At 38.8% G+C, this 18977-nt stretch carries 6 protein-coding genes; 1 reads left to right on the forward strand and 5 read right to left on the reverse strand.

Going from position 1 to position 18977, the window contains the following annotated elements; translation table 11 throughout:
* Positions 1-99: 99 nt before the first annotated feature.
* Complete coding sequence (locus tag IPJ53_16535; GenBank protein MBK7800709.1) at positions 100-1167, reverse strand: hypothetical protein; 1068 nt, start codon at positions 1165-1167, stop codon at positions 100-102.
* Positions 1168-1403: 236 nt separating this feature from the next.
* Entirely contained in the window at positions 1404-2171 is a 768-nt protein-coding gene (locus IPJ53_16540; GenBank protein ID MBK7800710.1) for a glutaminyl-peptide cyclotransferase, read from the reverse strand.
* Between the two features lie 227 nt (positions 2172-2398).
* Between IPJ53_16540 and mtaB the strand changes: the two genes are divergently transcribed.
* Positions 2399-3763 carry a tRNA (N(6)-L-threonylcarbamoyladenosine(37)-C(2))-methylthiotransferase MtaB gene (mtaB, locus tag IPJ53_16545; protein MBK7800711.1) on the forward strand — a complete coding sequence of 455 codons (1365 nt, stop codon included), beginning with the start codon at positions 2399-2401 and terminating at the stop codon, positions 3761-3763.
* A 73-nt stretch (positions 3764-3836) separates the two neighbouring features.
* Here the strand turns inward: mtaB and IPJ53_16550 are convergent, their stop codons facing one another.
* The 3 genes from IPJ53_16550 to IPJ53_16560 all read right to left on the reverse strand — a co-directional run bounded on the left by IPJ53_16550 (position 3837) and on the right by IPJ53_16560 (position 18964).
* Positions 3837-4517 carry a PorT family protein gene (locus IPJ53_16550; GenBank protein ID MBK7800712.1) on the reverse strand — a complete coding sequence of 227 codons (681 nt, stop codon included), beginning with the start codon at positions 4515-4517 and terminating at the stop codon, positions 3837-3839.
* Positions 4518-4833: 316 nt separating this feature from the next.
* Positions 4834-17397, reverse strand: coding sequence for a DUF11 domain-containing protein (locus tag IPJ53_16555; protein ID MBK7800713.1), 12564 nt, complete (start codon positions 17395-17397; stop codon positions 4834-4836).
* 655 nt (positions 17398-18052) lie between these two features.
* A complete protein-coding gene (locus tag IPJ53_16560; GenBank protein MBK7800714.1) occupies positions 18053-18964 on the reverse strand; it encodes a hypothetical protein in 912 nt (303 codons plus the stop codon).
* Positions 18965-18977 lie beyond the last annotated feature (13 nt).

Consider the following 18977-nt stretch of genomic DNA (forward strand, 5'->3'; position numbering starts at 1 on the left):
AGAAATTTTGGTTCAAACATTTTATCAATTTAATTCTTTAACCAATGTTTAACCCAACAGTTTTGTGGGTTGCAGGGGTCGACAATCTATCAGGTTGTTTTATCTGGAGTACCAACTTTTAAGAACATTTTCGGCCATCTTACCCTGGGGGGTATAGTCCTTGTCCGGGTAACCCTCATGTCCTTCTCCATCAGGAAACCATTTCCACACAAACCCGCCTGCCCAAAAGTCCTTCTCCCACCAACTGCTTAAAAGAGCCTGATAAGCGTTGGCCTGGGCTTCCTGATTTGGAGTCATGTTTCTGATATTTTTTTCAAGTTCCCAGGTCTTTCCGGCACAACCTTCCACCGTCAGATATCCATATTCAGTAAATAATATTTTCTTGCGATGTTGCTTCGAAAATTGCTCCAGACTTTGGAGATAAGGGATCCAGGCAGTTTGGAGGGTTGCAGCGTCCGGTCTAGGTTCATCGCTTAAAGGGAAGTACGCACTGATACCAATAAAATCCAGTTCATCCCAAAAATTAACTGCGGCATAATCATCCCAGTTGGCTGAATAACATAATTTACCCCTGTAAACAGACTTCACTTTACGAATTAAATCAAACCAAAAGGATGTCCTCTTTTGAGTGGATTTATTAAATTCAGTGCCTATGCAAAAAAGATCAACCTTTAGCTCTTCTGCAATTGCCGCCATGCCTAAAATATATTTTGCATATTGAGCTTCCCACAACTTCCAATCATCAGTTGAAATAAAATCCAAAGATCCGGTCCATCCTCTGTGAATATACACTTGAGGTTTAAGCATTACCTTCAATTTATTCTCTTTGGCAATGATGATGGTCTGCCTTGCCCCTTGCTCAGTTTCACCCCACCATTGCCAACTGTTGTCATTGTATCTAACTTCAGGTTTATCCAAAGGGGTGTATGCATAAGGAATGACTGCAATCCATTCTGCATGTACACTTTTAATACTGTGAGCAGGATTCTCTTTAAATGGTCTTGGAGGTGCTACTAAAGTTATTCCTTTAATTTTTGAAGTTTCATCGATACCATGAATGTCTTCAACTATTGGAGTCTTTTCCACTTCCATTTGAGAAGTAGAATTCCAAAACAGCAATGCGATGGAACAAATAAAAAAAAGTGCTAAAAATAACTTTAGTAACATCTGATCATTTCAAATAAAACATTAAAATTAGAAAATTTATTGGTTCAGTGAATAGAATATAATTCTGGACAATTGTTCGCACTCGATCAAAATGCATCACATTTCCCAACTATCCTTTTCATTCAACTTAATAGATCAATATTCAATGTTTGGCAATTAAGTTTAAGAATTTATAATTGATTCTTCAAATTACCCTACTAGAACCATTCGAATATTGAAAGTACTGCCGTCAAAATTTAATCCAGTTTTACTTCAAAAAGAGTCAACCATCTTTTACCGGTAACATAAAAATTACCTGATTGGGAATTAAATGCAATTCCATTTAATACATCTGCTTCCGGATGGGCAGCCTGGGCCTTTTTGGTCAACGCCGACAAATTTAATTTACCGGTTACTTTACCCGATACAGGATCGATTCTGTATACAAGATCGCTGTTCCATTTATTTGCATAAACACTTCCATCGACAAATTCCAATTCATTCAGATGGTAGATGTTTGCATTTTTCTCTTTGATAAATAATTCTTTAATTAACTGAAATTTCTCCGGATCATAGAAACTTAATTTATTGGTTCCATCACTCACGATTAGATTTTGTCCATCGGTACAGATTCCCCAACCCTCGGTTTCAATTGAAAAAGTCTGCAACAAATTGAAGGTTGATTTGTCGTAAACAAATACCTTCCTGTTTTGCCAGGTCAATTGATATATCTTATCCTTCAAAATACATATTCCTTCCCCAAAATATTCCGCTCCAAGATCAACTGCTTTATTTATTTTTCCGGTGGCAAGATCTACATTCAGCAATTTGGATTTACCTTCCAGTCCGGTCCCTTCATACAACTGACCATTCTCCCATGCCAGACCTTGAGTAAAACTACTCGCATCGTGTGGGTATTCTTTCAACACAGAATATTTTAATATTTCAACAGTATTGTCATTTTTGCAAGAATAAATTGCAGAGACAATGAAGATAAAAATTAAGTAAAAAAAATATCTATTCATCAGCTATTTTGATCTTAAATGCCATTTTTCCGTTTCCAAACAAGGAGCACTTTCCCTGCAAAATTAAAAACAAGCTTCACATAATGCTTGCAATTATATAAAACTTATCTATTCAAGGTGGTACCCCATTTTTTTAACCCCGGAAAATCCCATGATTTACGCAGGTCTGCTAATTACTTTTTGCTGATTCAACAGGATAAGTCTATTTTTGCACCAAAATCCTTCATTTGTCTACCGGACGCACTGTTTCATTTCATACCCTTGGCTGCAAACTCAATTTTGCAGAAACTTCCGGCATTAGTCAGCAATTCAGGCAGGCGGGTTATGATGAAGTGGCCTTTGAGGAGGCAGCAGACATTTACATTTTGAATACCTGTTCGGTCACCGATCAGGCAGATAAAAAATGTCGAAAGGCCGTTCGCTCCGCATTAAGAAATAATTCTTCTGCAAAAGTAATTGTAATAGGTTGCTACGCGCAATTGAAGCCTGTTGAAATAGCTGGTATCCCCGGTGTCAGCATGGTACTTGGTGCGGCTGAGAAATTCAATATCCTGGAACATTTACAGCACCTGGAACCTATGAATCCATTAGGACAAATTCATGCAGGTGATATTCGTGATGTTAATCAATTTATTCCATCTTATTCGATTGAAGATCGAACCAGAACTTTTCTAAAAGTCCAGGATGGCTGTGATTATAAATGTAGTTTTTGCACCATTCCTTTGGCACGGGGTCGATCCCGTTCTGGTGAAGTAGACCGAATTGTTGAACTGTCCAGAGAAATTGGAAGGAAGGGAGTAAAGGAAATTGTTTTGACAGGAGTTAATCTTGGTGACTTTGGCAATGGGACAGAGGTAATTGAAGGTGCCCGACCCAAAAAGGATGCATTGTTTATAGACCTTATTAAAGCCCTCGACGAAGTAGAAGAAATTGACAGATTCAGAATCTCCTCCATTGAACCAAACTTATGCACGAAGGAAGTAATTGATTTTGTAGCCGCATCTAAAAGATTTATGCCACATTTTCACATGCCTTTACAATCGGGAGACAATCAAATCCTGAGTCTAATGAAGCGGCGGTATCGTAAAGAACTTTATGCAGAACGAGTTGCGTACATAAAAAATGTAATGCCCCATGCATGCATCGGAGTGGATGTCATTGTTGGTTTTCCTGGTGAATCTGATGAGCTTTTTCAAAGCAGCTTTGACTTTATTCATGGACTGGATGTAAGTTATCTGCACGTTTTCACATACTCCGAGAGACCAAACACTTTGGCAAATGAAATGTCGGGAAGAGTTATTGCTTCTACCAGGCATCAAAGAAGTCAGCAGCTTAGAAATTTATCGATTAAGAAGAAGAATAATTTTTATATTCAATTTTTCAACACCAGAAAAAAAGTATTGCTGGAGCAAAAGCAAGATGAACCTTTTAATGGTTTGTCCGGATTTACTGACAATTACCTCAGAGTAAATTTACCAAATGCAACCATTGATATGGTCAATACTTTTCAGGATGTTTTGATTGAAGGGTTTGATGTCACAGGTGATTTAAAAGGTAAGCTCATAAGCTTTGAACTCCCAGCCTTGGTTTGATCAAACCGGATAAAAATTAAAAGACTTCCCGGATTAACCGGAAAGTCCTGTTTATTTCAGATGCGATGAAGTACTAAAATTGATATTGCAATCCAAGTTGTGCGGACAACGCATTTCGGCTGGTCCTGATGTCCAGGATTGGTTCATTGGTCAGGTCAGTAAACCCATGCAAATACTGAGTTCCTAAAGACATTCTCATGGATTCATTCAGTTTCCATTTTATGCCGGCTCCTATTACTCCACCCCACTCAAATTGTCTGAAATTTGAATTCCGCATATTGATGTCATAAGTTCCTAAATTGAAGTCTACCAATAAACTGGCCCTGGTACGAATGTCTCCATCCACCGCAAGACTCATTTGTGGCCCTGCCTCCAAATAACCTTTGATCACGCCCTTTCCAAAATTATATTGAGCAAGTACAGGTAATTCGATAAAATGTAATTGAGTAATCGCTTTTAAATTAGCCGGAATGTCTACATCAAATATTTCAAAATCCAAAGACTGACTTGCAATAAAACCTGTTTTGTGGTAATACAACCCGGATTTGATGCTAAATGCATCTATTGGTGAAAAACTGGCAGAAAGTCCGGCTCTTATTCCCAAAAAAGGATCAGGGTCATTGATTAGACTACCTGTTCCTTTAATAGTCATATTGCTCACTGAAGGCCCCACTTCCACCCCCATTTGAAATTGTGCAAACAAACTTTGAACAAACAAAGTAAATGTCAACATAGATAAAATCTTCTTTTTCATTTTTTTGAATTTAATACTTTGACGAAAATTTCCTTCGAGAGATTAAAAACAGCGCGTTAAAATAATATTAGGAAAGTGTTAAATAATATTTGCATTCGAAACTGAAGATGAGGAATAAGCAATTGTAAAAATCAATTTTTAGTTTATAAATTATTGGCAATGTCTAAAAACCAATAATTCATCCTAATGGAAATGATGCACATTAGAAGTGAAAGAACGTTCATTATCCGGGCGAGTTACTGTATTGTTAAATTAAAAACCCGGTAGAAATTTATTCCACCGGGTTTTAACTTTTAATCGCTTTAGAATTTCTCTTTTACCTGGAGACGGTAAATCTCTTATTAATCAATCCATTGCTGGTTTTGATTTGAAGATTATATTGACCAGGGGTGAGTACAGATGTATTTATCAATTCACTGTACTTTCCAGCTTTCATATAATTTCCTCCAAATGGATTTACCAACACACTCTTGCCATTGTTGTCAAACACCCTCGATTCAAGTATGCCATTTTCAGATAATCCTATCTCCACTTTCAACAAATCGTCCACAGGATTCGGATAAATCTCCAAACTCAAATCTTTACCCCTTTGTACCTTAATGGAGATCACTTTACTGTAGTTGTACTTGCCGTCTCTGTCCACTTGTCTGATTCGGTAGTAATATACTCCTGATTGGTTTACATTCAAGTCATCCATTTCATAAGCATGTCTGGATGCTCCAGTCTCAGAGGATGCTTCCACCTGACCAATCTCAGAAAAGTCTGATTCACTCTCATGTCTCCTTTCAACTATGAAATGTGAATTGTTGATTTCCAATCCCGTTGTCCAATCCAATTCAGTAAATTCTCCATTGTAATTTGCTTCAAAACTCAGCCACTCCAATGGAAGAACCTGATATACCAATCCTGCATCTATGGTCGGGAAGGCATCTCCGGTTTGTACACGATACATTCGAGTTGTTCCGTAGCCGTTCGTTCCATCCACATCATTGTCCATGTTATCTGATCCAGCATGTGGTATCGTAAATCCAAAACTTACCGGCGCTGTGAATTTTACATAGTAATCTCCCTGCGCAACTCCATCCAACATATAAGTACCATCAAATCCAGAGGTGGCTTCACTTACCATCACTCCGGTTGGCGTATAGGCTGCAATCTTAACTCCCTGCACAGGCTCTTCATTTCCATCCTGTATTCCATTAAAGTTGCGATCCAACCATACACGATCCCCTAAGGTCGCTTTATCCTGGAAGCCCGCTCCAACATTCAAGATCATATCACCACTCAGTACTGTAAATTTCCTGGTCGTGTTCACGCCAAATTCATGGCTGATGTCGCTGTCTTTATCCGTATTGCCTCCTTTAAATGGCTCTGATGCCGCTAAATGTCCTGGTCTTTCAAATTTAACATGATACATGCCAGGCTTTATGCATGCGAATTTATAATATCCGTCATCCGATGGTGTCGATGGATTGACTGCAGTCCTTAAATTAGCAACAACAGCTCCGCTCATTGCATCCACTAAATACACATCTAGTCCATTCAAACCATTTTCTGTCGGATCAAAAATTCCATCTTTGTCTTTGTCCAAGAATACTCTACCTCCGATCATGATACACTTATACAAACCAAGATCCCACGTTCTGTCATCTTCTCCCGGGCTGAGGTAAGTACTTGCTGTTGTTTGTGCTCCATTGCTTCCATCTACATCACTATCTTTTGTATCGCTACCTTGATTTGAAGTAGTTTGATTCCACATTGGATGCCATTCAAACTTAGCATAGTAATTTCCAGGCATCAGATATTCAAAAAGATACTTTCCAGTTGCATCAGTTGTAGTGGTTTTAACAGGCAGACGTGTATCTGCATCATACAGTGTCACTACAACATCTTTTATTCCTTCTTCACCAACTTCTTGAACACCGTCGGCATCTCTGTCATGCCAAACATAATCACCATATTTCGCCAGTTCAACCAATCCTGCATCCCAGGTACTGTCTCTTTCTCCCCACTGCAAGAAAGTACATGCAGTAATACCACTTGGACTCACATCGCTGTCTTTGGCATCGTTGCCACCCTTGTCTTTAAAAGTAAAGGCGCAATTAGGCATATTGATCGGCAATGGATCAAATCTCAGGAAGTAATTGTCAGACAATAAGAAGTCAAACTCATACTTACCATTTGCATCAGTAGTATCTTTCTTTACGATACTGCCATCTGCACACTTGTACAGGTACACATGTACACCAGGTACTCCCGGCTCACCTGCATCCTGAACACCATCTCCATCCAGATCCTTCCATACAAAATCTCCGATCCATGCAGTAACTACTACCTTTTCTGGATCATGATCATCAGAATCTTCATTTTCTACCTGTCCATTTCCATCAATTACATCATCCCACGGTTCATCATCATGGACTGCTCTTTCCCAGGCATCATCTGTGTTAGGTTTACTGTCTGCATCATCATTATCTCTTACGAGGTTAAATGTATCTCTCATTGTTCTGATCTCTGCATAGTTTTCCCAATCTGAAAGAGTAGGGTTGGCAGAAACTATCACTTTCAATTTCAAATGCAATTGTACACTGTCTTCCGGATACAATCTGGTACCATATGAATATTCCAATCTGGTGCCATTTACACTCCAACCTCCATTTATAGCTGGTAGGAATTGGAAGCCTGCTGGAATATAATCATTAACACCGATAGAAGATGAAACAACATTTCCCTGATTGTGGAGACTAATAATAAAGTCCACTGTGTCCCCAGGAATATAATATGGTTTTTTACCAGGAATCCATTTTCTCAGGGCAAAATCTACAACAGGCGGATCAGCCGGATCATGGTCGTCTTCATCAATCGGCGGATTTTCATCGATTTCTCCATCTTCCGGAGGCCCGTCATTATCTGGATCATCATCCGGATCACTGTCTATGTCATCGCCAGGGGTATTCGTTGTATCCGTCACTGTAATTATTTCTGCAAAGTTTTTCCACGCAGCTCTGTTGTACAAAGTAGGCCTAACCTTGAGCTTAATAACTACCTTGGCACTATCTCCAGGAATAACCTTTGGTGTATAAATTGTTGTGGCAATTCTGGTTACTGGATTGTAAGTCCATGTAGGATTACTTGCCACATCAAAATCGTATCCAGGAGCTAAATAATCAGCTATTTCAAAATTTTGAGCACTGATACTTCCCTGATTAAATACAGTAACTTCAAATGGAATTACCTGATTGTATTTAATTGGCAATGGTCCTATATAGTTTTTCCTAAGTGCAACGTCAAAAATTGGAACACCAGCAGGATCATGATCATCTTCTTCTCCTCCTTTATCGATACTGGTGATGTTGTCATCAGCTGCATCTCCTGGTTTGACTGCTAATTCAGCAGAACCATTTGATCCCGGACGACTATCTACATCAAATGTATTTACATTATTCCCCAATGAATCTTGTACATCTGTAATTTCGGCATAATTAATCCAATTTCTGTAACCACCAGCAGTATTCTCAAGTTTTAATGTGATGTTGATGTCAAATGAATCTGCAGATTGCAAAGTACCACTATAGGTATACACTGCCCCCTGTCCATTTACTGACCAACCCGGACTTGCAACAAATGAATATCCAACCGGTATATAATCTTGAATCCTTACATTTTTCACAGATTCATTTCCTTGATTGTATACCCGCAATCTGAACACTATATTTTGTCCATAACTATAAGGTTGAGGTGTAACAACAGTTTTCTTTAATGCCAAATCATACAACTTAACATATTCCGGATCATTATCATCCTCATCTCCTGCGGCATTCGTATCTCCTATGATACCATTTCCTGCACCATTCAGAATGTCATCGCTTCCAGGGAAATTTCCACCTTCACTATCCGGAATCGCTGATCCTCCTGGATCATTATTAAATACTGCATCCGGATTAGAGTCAATGTCATTGATTCCCACTTCATCTGCAACAGGATTGTCGGCACTGATCTCTATTTCTACGGTCCATGCATGTTTTCCAGTTGCTGGTTGTGAGGTAAGTACCAAATTGTACATATCCATTTCACCAGGCTTTATCGTATCCGTTACAGGTACAATATAAGTAGCTATTCTGGTGATGTTGTTGTAACTCCATCCTGCATTTGGTCCCGCTGTAAAAGCAAATCCCGCAGGCACAAGAACACTTAATGTGTATCCAGCACTGTTGATATTACCCTGATTCTTAACCTTGATTGGGAAATTGATCAACTCGCCATAACTGCTGATTCTGTCAACACTATTCTCTATGATAGTTGCCAAGTCAAAAACCCATGGTCCAGCAGGATCGTGATCGTCCTGTGAGCCAATTCCACTATCAGATATACTTGATATATCATCATCTCCAGGTTTACCAGGGATAACATTTTGTTCATTTGTTGTATTTGATCCAGGGTCACTGTCCACATCATCTCCAGGTACTCCGTTTTGATCATTTGCTCCTATAATTTCTGCATAGTTTGCCCATGATTTCAACGATGGAACTGCTACCATGTTAAAGGTCAAATTCAATGTTATCGTTCTGCTTCCACCTGGTTGGATCGTATCTGTTATGGTCTTGTTGACCATAGGGGATGCTCCAGTCCAGCCATTGTTTGGTGAGAAACTATATCCTTCAGGTATATAATCTTTTACCTGAATGTCCTTAGCAGTCACATTACCCTGATTAAACACTGTAATTTCAAAAGTATGTGTCTGACCATAGGTGTATGGTCCTGTAGCAGGAGTTACTAATTTCTTAATCAATGCAAGGTCAAATACTTTTACATATTCCGGATCATTGTCATCCTCATCTCCTGCGGCATTGGTATCTCCTATGGTACCATTTCCTGCACCATTCAGAATGTCATCGCTTCCAGGGAAATTTCCACCTTCACTATCCGGAATAGGCGATCCACCCGGATCATTATTAAATACTGCATCCGGATTGGAGTCTATGTCATTGATTCCCACTTCATCTGCAACAGGATTGTCGGCACTGATCTCTATTTCTACGGTCCACGCATCTTTTCCGTTGGATGGCTGAGAGGTAAGTACTAAATTGTACATATCCATTTCACCAGGCTTAATCGTATCTGTTACCGGTACTACATAAGTGGCTATTCTGGTTAAGCTATTGTAACTCCATCCTGCGTTTGGTCCCGCTGTAAAAGCAAATCCCGCAGGCACAAGAACACTTAAAGTGTATCCTGCACTGTTGATATTACCCTGATTCTTAACCTTGATTGGGAAATTGATCAACTCGCCATAACTGCTTACATTATCTACACTGTTTTCAATGATCGTGGCAAGGTCAAAAACCCATGGTCCTGCAGGATCGTGATCGTCCTGTGAGCCAAGTCCACTATCAGATGTACTTGCTATATCATCATCTCCTGGTTTACCAGGGATAATATTTTGTTCATTTGTTGTATTTGATCCAGGGTCACTGTCTACATCATCTCCAGGCACTCCGTTTAAATCATTTGCTCCTGCAATTTCTGCATAGTTTGCCCATGATTTCAACGATGGAACTGCTACCATGTTAAAGGTCAAATTCAAGGTCATCGTTCTACTGCCACCTGGTTGGATGGTATCTGTTATGGTCTTGCTGACTGTCGGGAATGCTCCAGTCCAGCCATTGTTTGGTGAGAAACTATATCCTTCAGGTATATAATCTTTTACCTGAATGTCCTTAGCAGTCACATTACCCTGATTGAACACTGTTATTTCAAAAGTATGTGTCTGACCATAGGTGTATGGTCCTGTAGCAGGAGTTACTAATTTCTTACGCAATGCAAGGTCAAAAATACTTATGATCGCAGGATCATGATCATCCTCATCTACAGGAGGGGCCTTCGTAACTTCATCGTCAGTCGGACCACCTGGTTCTCCACCATCATCGTTGGTTGGATCATCATCAGGATCACTGTCAAAATCATTACCCGATACTCCTAATGAATCTTGAGCAGATTTAATTTCTGCAAAATTTGTGTAAGCATCAGAAGAAGATGCATTTGCTATTAATCTTAAACGGATAGTTACATCGATACTCTGTCCAGGCGTTAGAGGCCCCGCTATTGTTCTGGTTGCTTGTCTATTTCCAGCTGAGTAAGTCCATCCGGCATTTACACCGCCTGCTATAAACTGATACCCTGCAGGGACATAATCCACCACTGAAATATTCTTAGCGGTTAAATTTCCTTGATTAAAAACGGTTATTTTAAAATCAATATCCTGTCCGTATGTATATGGTCCGCCAGTGACTACTGTTTTACGTAGTGCAAGGTCAAAAATATTGACACCTGCCGGATCATGATCATCCTGATCACCTGCTTTGGTGATATCTGTGATATTATTATCATTTGGACTTCCTGGTGTAACAGCTGTCTCCCCAGGGGTATTTCCATTTGGATCACTATCTACATCTTGAGCGGAAACATCAGTTCCATTAACTGATTGCATACTTTTAATCTCACTATAATTTATCCAATTGGTGTACCCACCTGAAGTTCCTGCTAATCTTAATTTCAAGATAACTTCAAAATTATCTCCCGGATTTAATTGAGGAGCATGTGTGTGCGTCACCAATGGATGTGAACCACTCCATATACCTGCATTGTCTCCGGCATTGTATGTATAACCAATAGGAATATAATCATTGACTACTACATTTTTTACCGGTAGAGTTCCCTGATTGTATACCGTAATTTTAAAATCAACCACTTGACCAACACTATATGGCCCAGCTGTTGATGTCACTTTTATCAAAGCAAGATCATACACATTAATCATAGCTGGATCATGATCATCTTCATCGATCGTACCATCATCATCTATTAAATTATCAGTAGGCCCTCCAGGTTCTCCTCCAATATCATTAATTGGATTATCATCAGGATTACTGTCAATGTCTCCTCTAGTAGCCCCTAAACTATCTTGTGCAGATTTAATCTCACTAAAGTTTATGTAAGCAGTACTACTTCCTGGATTTGCAATCGTTCTTAGACGAATAGTGATATCTAAACTATCACCAGGTTTTAATGGACCCGCCACAATTCTAGATGCCTGTGACAATCCTGCAGAATAGCTCCATGCAACATTCACTCCTCCTGCAATAAATTGAAATCCTGCTGGAACATAATCTACGACATTGATATTTTGTGCCGTAACGTTTCCTTGATTAAATATTCTAATATTAAAATCAATGTCTTGTCCATATCCATAAGGAGCCGGTGTAATAACAGTTTTTCTTAACGCAAGGTCAAATATCTCTCCGAACATTATTCCAGGTCCTGCAGGATCGTGATCATCCTCTTCTCCTCCTTTATTAGTGCTGGAAATGTTATTATCATTGATTCTTCCCGGCAATACTGCTCTTTCCAATGGTCCATCACTGCCTACTTGACTATCAATGTCATCATTAGACCTATCAACATTGTTCAAATCTTTGCTTGAGACAATCTCTGAATAATTGATCCATTTACGGAAACCACCAGAAGTATTTTCTAATGTGAGTACAAGGTCAACAAAGGCACTGTCACCTGGAACAATTGGTCCAGCTATCGTGTAATTAACATTTGGGTATACTCCAACCCATCCCGGATTTAATCCTGCAGAAAAGGAGTAACCCGTTGGTATGTAATCTGCAATTTTAACATCCTTGGCTGTTTCATTGCCTTGGTTATAAACCCATATTCTAAAAGTTAATGGATTATTGTATTCAATAGAACCAGACACAAAAACTTTCTTTAATGCTAGATCCCATATTTTAATAGCTGCTGGATCATTGTCATCCTCATCTTGTTGTGGATCATTTTTTCCATCCTCATTTATTTCATTATCATCGGCACCATCAATAACCACATCATTGTCATCATCAGGATCCATGTTGAATTTACTGTCAATGTCTTCGGTTTGTGTATTATTTTTATCATCTTTAGCCGTTTTTATTTCAGCCTCATTATACCATGCTCTGTCTAAAGGATTACTTCCTGGTTGAACCACTAAATTTATGGTAACATTGACGCTTGATCCTGGATTAATACTAGGAATGGTTGTTGTTGCCATCCCAATTCCATTGGTCCATATAGCGTTTCCTGGTCCAAATGTAAATCCAGAAGGAATATAATCCACCACAACAACATCACGGGCCTGGATACTACCCTGATTATAAACTGTGATGACAAATGGTACCACGCTACCGTATTGGAAAGGACCATTGGCTGTTGTTGTTTTCTTTAAAGCAAGGTCAAATACTTCAATACCTGCAGGATCATGGTCGTCTTCATCTTCCTCTGGATTATTTTTTCCATCTTCTGTGATGACGTTATCATCCGGACTTCCAGGTTTTACCGCATTTTCTTTTATAGAATTAGAATATGGATCACTGTCGATATCCTCGTCTGAAACTTCATCTGTACCTATAAATGCTTTTTTAATTTCAGCAAAATTGATCCAGTCAAAACTTCCACCCGAACTTGCAACCATGCGCAAGGTCAAATCTATTGTTTTAGATGCACCAGGATTTAAAACACCTGGTAATGTTCCTTCCAATTCATTGGCGGAAACTATCGTCCAATTAGGATCTCCTCCTTCATATTTTAATCCGGCAGGTAAGTAATCAGCTACCTTGACATTCTCAACAGCAGTATTGCCTTGATTGAAAACAGTTATTCTAAATGTGATATTATCACCGTATTTATAAGATCCAGCAGGATTCAGTATAACTTTCCTTAGTGCTAAATCTATAATTTTTATATCGGCACAAACCGTATCCCGTTGATCAGGAATTCCATCATCATTTACATCAAGAGTCGTTCGATTAAATAATCCTTCTCCACTTTGCGGTACGTTTGGATTATTTGTCCCACAAGGCGTATAGATCTCGTCGCCCACACTTGCAGTTGCAACTAAATCAATTTTCACCTGTAATTTAACTTGGTATGTGTGTGTCGTTTGCTTTATAATATTTTGGTCATTTGCAAGATTCCACGGTCCAGATAAAGTTAATCCTATAGGTCCGGGATTGGCCGGATTGCCTGGTGCAGTTGAGGTATATTGAGCAGACAATACTTCAAAATCATTTTCTAATCCTGGTATGTCATTCAGAGTATATTTACCTGTAGCAAAACCACTATTGGTGACAGTTATAGTATACGTCACATCATAAGTATTTGGACCTTGTTTAACGACCACTGGACCAGACTTTACATGATTGATAATCGGCAATTCTCCACAAGCTTCATCCCGTTCATCATTAAAATCATTGGGTGTATCGAGTATGGACAAATTATATAAACCGTTTTCCGGAATATAATCTCCCGGTGTAACTTCGGCGCAAGGTTTGTAAGAGCCATCTCCTCCTGGAGGAGGCGTTCCTGCAAGATTTAAGGTAACAGAAACTGTTAAATTGTAAACATGGACTTCTACATCCGTTATGTTTTGATTCACTGCTAAATCATATCTGTTATTACCATCTGATGGCGGCACGATTGTACCTGGATTACCTGGATTTCCAACAGCATTGGTGCTATACTTTATGGCATTAACCACTACGTCTTTATCAAATGCCAATGAATCTTTTAAATTATATTTTCCAATTCCGGTACCAATATTGTCTACTGTGATTTTAAAAGCAACATCATAAGTATTCAAACCTGTTTGCGTGACACTTACAAATTCTTTGAAATGAGTTACGACTGCGCAACCAATCACTTGAACAGTATAAGTTGCAGTACTAGTACAACCTGTCTGCTTATCCGTAACCGTCACAAAGTAATCGTTTGTTATCAAAACATTATTAATGGTTGCAGTTTGATTGGTTCCAAGACCTGCACTCCATTGATAGTTATAATCACTTGGTAATTTTGGACCAGGATTGGCCGTCAAGGTCACATTATCTCCTATACAATTTGGATTCGGACCTGTAATATTTACAGTAGGGCCTCCTTCATTGATGATACTTGTGGAGAAAGTTCCAGTACATCCATTATTATCTGTAACAGTTACGGTATAAGTACCTGCGGCAAGACCTGTAGCAGTGTTGCCTGTTTGTTGTGGTGAAGTATTCCATAAATAAGAATATGGCGATACCCCTCCGCTGGTTGTCACTGTGATTGAGCCATTTTTCATACCACACTGTTCATTGGTTTTTCCAACCAAACTTGGTGTTGGGTTATTATTTACTTTCACTAATACTTGAGCTGTATCCTTACAACCTTTGGAATCAGTCACAATGACTTGATAAATTTGATCAGCAGTAGGTGAAGCATCTGGATTTTGGCAAGTTGTGCATGAAAGTCCGGTAGATGGACTCCATAGATAACTATAACTAGGGGTGCCTCCTGATGTAATCGCTGTTAAATTTACTTTTGCCCCCTGGCAGATGACCGGATTCAATGGTGTAATGGTTACTTGAGGTTTAGGATTGACCAGTACGTCGACTGAATTGGATGCTGTACAACCATTGCCATCGGTTACCACCACAGTATAAGTCGTTGTCGAACCTGGACTAACTGTAACTTCTGAAGTAGTCATACCACCCGGTGACCAACTATAAGAGATGGGGGCTGTCCCTCCGGTTGCATTTGCTGTTAATGTAACTGATCCTCCAGCACAAATTGGGCTGGCTCCTGTAATATTTACAGAAGGTCCAGCTACGGTTCCAACAGTACCAGTGGCTGAACGAGAACAACCTGAAATGTCAGTCACAGTCACAGTATAACTGCCCGGAGACAAACCTGTGATGGTCTGGGTATTTCCTCCATTGGACCATGCATAAGAATATGGCGGTGCACCTCCAGTTGGATTTGCAGTTGCTTCACCAATTTTTTTACTACATATATCCGGTTTTGTAGTTACATTCACCTGAATATCATTAGGAGTTGCGTTTATCGTTATAGTATTGGTCCCCGTGCAACCATTTATATCAGTAATAGTAACAATGTAAGTGCTCGAAGGTGCTGATGGCGTAACCTGAATGGGATTTCCACTCTGCCCGGTACTCCAGGTAAATGTATAAGGTGTTGTTCCTCCACTTCCAACAGCGGTTAAAATAACTTTTGTCCCTTCACAAACATTGTTCTTATCCGAACTCACAGTCACAGATGGACTTGGGACTGGACTAATGGTCACTTGGGAAGTAGCCGTACAACCAGTGGTTGTGTTGGTAACAGTCAAAGTATAAGTACCTGCTCCCACATTAATGCATCGCGTTGTCTCCAATGTACTCCAACTGTAAGTAATATTTACGGCAGGAGCTTGTTTTGCACAGATTTGAGTCGTTAAGGCCCCATTACACAATCCGGTGGCTCCTGTAATACTGCCGTCTGGAAGATCGTTGACTGTTACAGTCACTTGTCTAGAACCAGAACAAGCATTTATTCCATTATCTCCGTTCTCAGTTGTACTAACGATTAGTGTATAGGTCGTAGTAGTAGTAGGATTCGCTGTAGGATTTGCACAATTTGTACATGATAAACCAGTAGCTGGAGACCATAAATAAGACAAAGGAGGATTTCCACCAGTGATGGTTGGACTTAATACCACACTCTGACCTCTGCAAATAGCCACATTGGTTAAACTTACTGAAGGTGTATCGCAAATTTTAAAAGTTTGGGTAAAATCTGATTCACATCCCAAACTGTCTTTAATATTTACAGTGTAGTTAAACATACCTGCTGTAGACGGGCAAATAACAGCGTTATAAGCTACCGAATTACCATTTGGATCTTTCCAATTGACATTATGTGATCCAATTAAACCACTTGGAATCGGACAATTAAATAATGTGTCTAATTTTATACAAGATCCCAGACATTTCTTAATGCTATTATCACCCAGTTCAGCTTTAACTAAACAACAAAAATCAAATTGGTCAAACTTAAAATCGACAGAAATAAAGTTTGTGTTCATAAACAAAGATATTTTGTCGATATCACACCAATTGAACCCATTGGCCACAGTAAAATCAAGCAATGCAAACTCTTCATCATAGTCACCAAATGCGGATCCAGGCATATTTCTGGAAATAGTACCGGTGTTTCCGCTACCATCTGTTATAGTCACAGTCATTGTCACACCAGATTGATCGGCAAAATAATTATAAAGTCTAAATCCAGCGGTAGCATCTGGGACACCATTGGGGTCGAGGCAGTCACAGATTCCATCCCAATTTAATTGATCTGCTCCGGTACCACCATAGACCAATTCTGTATTGGATTCATTCCCTTCATCATTGCTACTACTGTAAAACCACTCATTAAAATATGGGCTTGTTATATCGGACTCTTTCAAAACATCGGCTCGGGAAGTTAGGTCACCAACCACGTACCAAATATTCATCGTACGCTTATTTCCGATCAAACCACCAGCATTTAAGCCAGTAAAAGTTTTAGTTTCAAAAATGGGGCCACCTAAGATTGGAGACTTCACTTGCACTGTTTGTTGTGTAGTACCATCTGGTTCATCAAAATTGTCAAGCACTCGACACTTGGAAAAAGTAGCTCCATCGTGCACTATCACCTTAACCTTATCTACTAAGGTAGTACATCCAGCCTTTGATGCAGTAACAGTTACTACTTCAGTAATTGTAGGCGTATAAGTTAAAAATAATCCTGCACCACCTGTTGCCATAAATAGCAATCCAGAAACAGATCCAGTCCAGACAAACTTAATACCAGCAGGATTGGTGTTTATTTCTGCAGCAAGATCTACGGAACCACCTTTACAAACTTCTACCATACCTCCAGCAGTAAGAATTGTAGGACATGTTTGAGCGTGAAGTCTTTGGAAACTTGATAACAATATCAGAAAAACCAAAGAAAAAGAGTAAAAAAGTAACTTTAAATAATTCATATGGCTGTATACTTAGTTGATATAAATTTTTAATTTATCAATTCTAAAAATAGTAACCAACATCATAAAATATACAGTAATCCTAATTCATGATTACTGTAAAACATCATAATGATGATAGATTTACTTTGTTTCAGATTTACAAATCAATCGTTAAGCAGAATACACAAGTATACAGTTTATGCATACAAGCAGATTTGATTGACAATTTCTTGCAAACCAATAATAACATGACCCAAAACTCAAAAGATGAACATCATCTATTGAAGTTTCAAATTCAAATCCATAAAAAGAAAAGGTGGGAATCTAAATGCTGTAGGATTTCATTCTTCAGCACAAGCTAGGAACCTGCCCTTTCTCATTCATTCTGTTTCTCAGGAGGTTTGGAACAATAATCATACCACATTTACAAAGTTTGGCATTACTATGGTATTACTATACAGAAGCATTGTAATTCTTAAACACCGCTTGTATAGAAAGGCAAAGTAAAGACAAATTCGATACATATTAATATTATTTTTAATATATTTATATTAATATATGTATCTAATTTATTATCAACATTATATAAATTAATAAAAATACCTTCTTATTTAAAAAGCTTATAAAATACAGCTTCTTGAAGGTTGGAAGATCCTGATTTTAAAATTTCTTTCTATTCAATTCCACTTAATTTCCAATTTTTATTGGCTGGCTCATAAGTAAAAAACATTTGACTTTGCTGTTCTTCGCTCGGTGAAGTAAGGTTGTAATAAAACAACACAGTAAACAATTGCATCCTTCCATCTTTCGTAAATCTTATTTTACGAATCTTGTCATCTCCTCTCGGCCCAAGCCCATGAATAGAAATTTCCTCCTTTAAGGAGCCCGTGGGATTGTTGGTGGCATCCAATTCTATGGAATATAATTTAGATTCCCGAGCGGAGGATAAGTACAAGATTCTTTTACCTGCATGCATATGCAATGCAAGACCATAAATGTCTTTATTTGAAATTATCTTTTTAATTTGTTTTGTAAGTACATCTACTGTATAAACCCCACCTATCTCTCTTTTTTCATCTGAACCCGCCACGGTACTGACCAAAAGTTGTTTTGTCGAACAATCATAAAAACTTCCCAAAACCCCAAATGGATTGAATGAACCAGGCATTCTTTCCATTGGAATTTTTACAAATTCTTCCATTTTACCGGAATTGGCATCCACTTTATAAATATTATTTTGCTTTTCAAAAGGATTCTGCAACATGTTCACTTTTGCCGATGGCAGTACATACGAATTTCCAAAGTGATCGGTACAAATGGCGCCAAGATATCCCTTGTCTTTCCAACTTTTGTCCTGCACAATTTTTATTATTCTCGCATTAGGGTTCCCGGGTTGCTCCGACTCAATCAATGCCATTCCTACCAAATTACGCTCAGTGGTTGACAAATAAGCCTTGGAAGGATTAATGCCCATTTTAGAAAAGTATGCAGGGAGTCCTTTACATTGATCCATCTGTGCAATTACAGCATGGTAGTTACTTAACAACCATATTAAAATACCTATGCATTTTGTAAATTGACTCATGGCTTATATGGAT

Source organism: Candidatus Vicinibacter affinis (assembly GCA_016714365.1).
GTDB classification, from domain to species: domain Bacteria; phylum Bacteroidota; class Bacteroidia; order Chitinophagales; family Saprospiraceae; genus Vicinibacter; species Vicinibacter affinis.